At 76.3% G+C, this 2166-nt stretch carries 1 protein-coding gene and 1 pseudogene; one reads left to right on the forward strand and one right to left on the reverse strand.

What is annotated here, in order from left to right; translation table 11 throughout:
- Nucleotides 1-78 precede the first annotated feature (78 nt).
- Nucleotides 79-678 (forward strand): histidine phosphatase family protein, encoded by a 600-nt coding sequence (locus SSBG_RS19195; RefSeq protein WP_008747732.1) that lies wholly within the window; start codon nucleotides 79-81, stop codon nucleotides 676-678.
- A gap of 761 nt (nucleotides 679-1439) precedes the next feature.
- Here SSBG_RS19195 and SSBG_RS36200 read toward each other — a convergent pair.
- Nucleotides 1440-1991 (reverse strand): annotated as a pseudogene (locus SSBG_RS36200) (hypothetical protein); the annotation flags it as partial.
- Nucleotides 1992-2166 lie beyond the last annotated feature (175 nt).

Genomic DNA, 2166 nt, shown 5'->3' on the forward strand with positions numbered 1-2166 from the left:
TGCGCGATGATGGGGCGGCGCGCCGTCGGTCCGTACGCCCCGCGCCCCGTCCCGCACCCGTACAGGAGAGCCCCCGCCATGTCATCGTCGCCCGCCGCCCGTGTCCTGCTCGTCCGCCACGGGCAGACCGCCTGGTCCCGCTCCGGGCAGCACACCGGGCGCACCGACATCCCGCTGCTGGACGACGGGCGGCGGGACGCGGCGCTGCTCGGCAAGCGGCTGCGCGGGGTCGCGGGGCTGGACGAGGCGGTGGTGCGCACCTCGCCGCTCGCGCGGGCCGCCGAGACGTGCGCGCTCGCCGGTTTCGGGGAGCGCGCCGAGCCGTGGAACGCGCTCATGGAGTGGGACTACGGGGACTACGAGGGGCTGACCCCGGCCGCGATCCAGGAGCGCGAACCCGGCTGGCTCCTGTGGCGCGACGGCGCGCCCGGCGGCGAGTCCGTCGCCGCGATGACGGACCGGGTGGACTCGGTGGTCGAGTGGGCGCGGGCGGTGGGCGGCACGGTGGTGCTCTTCGCGCACGGGCACGTCCTGCGCTCGGTGTGCGCGCGGTGGCTGGGCGAACCGCTGGAGTTCGGCGCGCGCGTCCGCCTGGCCCCGGCCTCCCTGTCCGTACTGGACTGGGCGTACGGCCGCCCGGCGATCGACACGTGGAACGACACCGCGCACCTCTCCTGATGCGCCGGCCTCGCCTCCGGGAGCGCCGGTGCCGGTGCCGAGGTGCCCGACGTGCTCGGCCGCTCGTTCCTCACGGCCTGCGCGCGACGGGCGCCTCGACACCGTCGCGCTCCCTTCGGCTCGGCCGGCTCAGGCTGCCGTCAGGAAGTTCGTGACCTCCTCGCTGCGGCTGCCGCCGTAGCGTGCCAGCCGTCCCCGTGTCGTGCGGAGCATGTCCTCGATGCGGGAGGAGCGGACCTCGCGGTGCAGGAGGCGCAGGACCGCGCGGCCCGTGGTCGCCGCCTCCTCGTGGTGGTCCGCCGCGCTCAGGTTCTGGGCGAGTTCGGCGGTGTAGAGGGCCTGGTTGCGCCTCAGGTGCGGGGTGCGCGTCGCGGCGTGGGCGACGGCGCGGCGGGCGTGGGCGACGGCGCGGGGCCAGTCACCGAGGGCGCCCCAGCACCGCGCCTCCAGCCAGTCGAGTTCCGCCTCGCTGTAGAAGCAGAGCAGCCACTCCGGATCGTCGGGGCCCGGCCCCTTCCCGTACAGCCGGTGGGCGCGCGCCAGCGCCTCCTCGCAGGCGGCGCGGTCCGCGAGCCCGGCGCGCCCGCTCGCCTCGCGCAGCGCGAGCAGCGAGGCGAGGTGCGGAGCGTCGAGGCGCCGCGCGGACCGCGCCCCGGCCTGCTGATCTCGCGCACCGCCTCCACGACGTCGGCGACCTCCCTGTCGCCCGCGCGCTGCCCCGGGACCACCGCGAGGCGCGGCGCGGCCGCCGCCGTGCCGCCCGTGCCGAGGAGGCCGGTCGCGAGCGCGCCGGCCGTTGCAGCTCCTGAACCGATGAACGCGCGACGGTGCACGTCGCTCTCCTCGTCGTGTCGGTACGGCGCGCCGTCACCGGGCGCGTACCGGTGCTCGGCCGGTTGCGGCGCGCCCGGTCCCGGCGGCGCGTACGGCGGGTGCCGCTGAGGGGCGGGGGCTGCGGGGCGTGCCGCCCTGCGCCCGCGTACCGTCTCGCGCGGGGCGAAACCGAGGTCACTCAGTGTGTGCCCGGGAAACAGGTGCAGGAACACTCGTTCGTAGGCGTAATTCGGGCAGCGGATCTCACCCGCCTCGACGCGCCCGATGTACCGCGCGTCGCACGAGACGGCCTCGCCGATCTCCCGTCCCGCCCGTCGCACCCGCGCCGCGAACTCGCCCGGCGAGAGCCGTCCGCGCAGCGCCCGGAAGGCCGCGTTCGGCCGTGGAACGCGCTGCTCGGGGGCCGGTGGGGGCGAGGCGGCCCCCCGCTGTCCGGCGGGCTCCTGGGACGAAAGCGGCTGCGGTGCCGACGAGGTCATGACCGGCCTTTCGTGCGGTGTACGGGTCGGGGCGCGGCGCCCGTCGAGCCGAGGCCACGCGTGTGCCGACGGAGCAGAAAGATACCCGCTGTGACCGGATCGACACAGGTAGTTCCCCGGACGGAGGGTGCGGGCCGTGATCCGCCATGAAAATGCCATGCTTCCGCGCGGTGTC

The sequence above is a fragment of the Streptomyces sp. SPB074 genome (assembly GCF_000154905.1).
Lineage (GTDB): Bacteria > Actinomycetota > Actinomycetes > Streptomycetales > Streptomycetaceae > Streptomyces.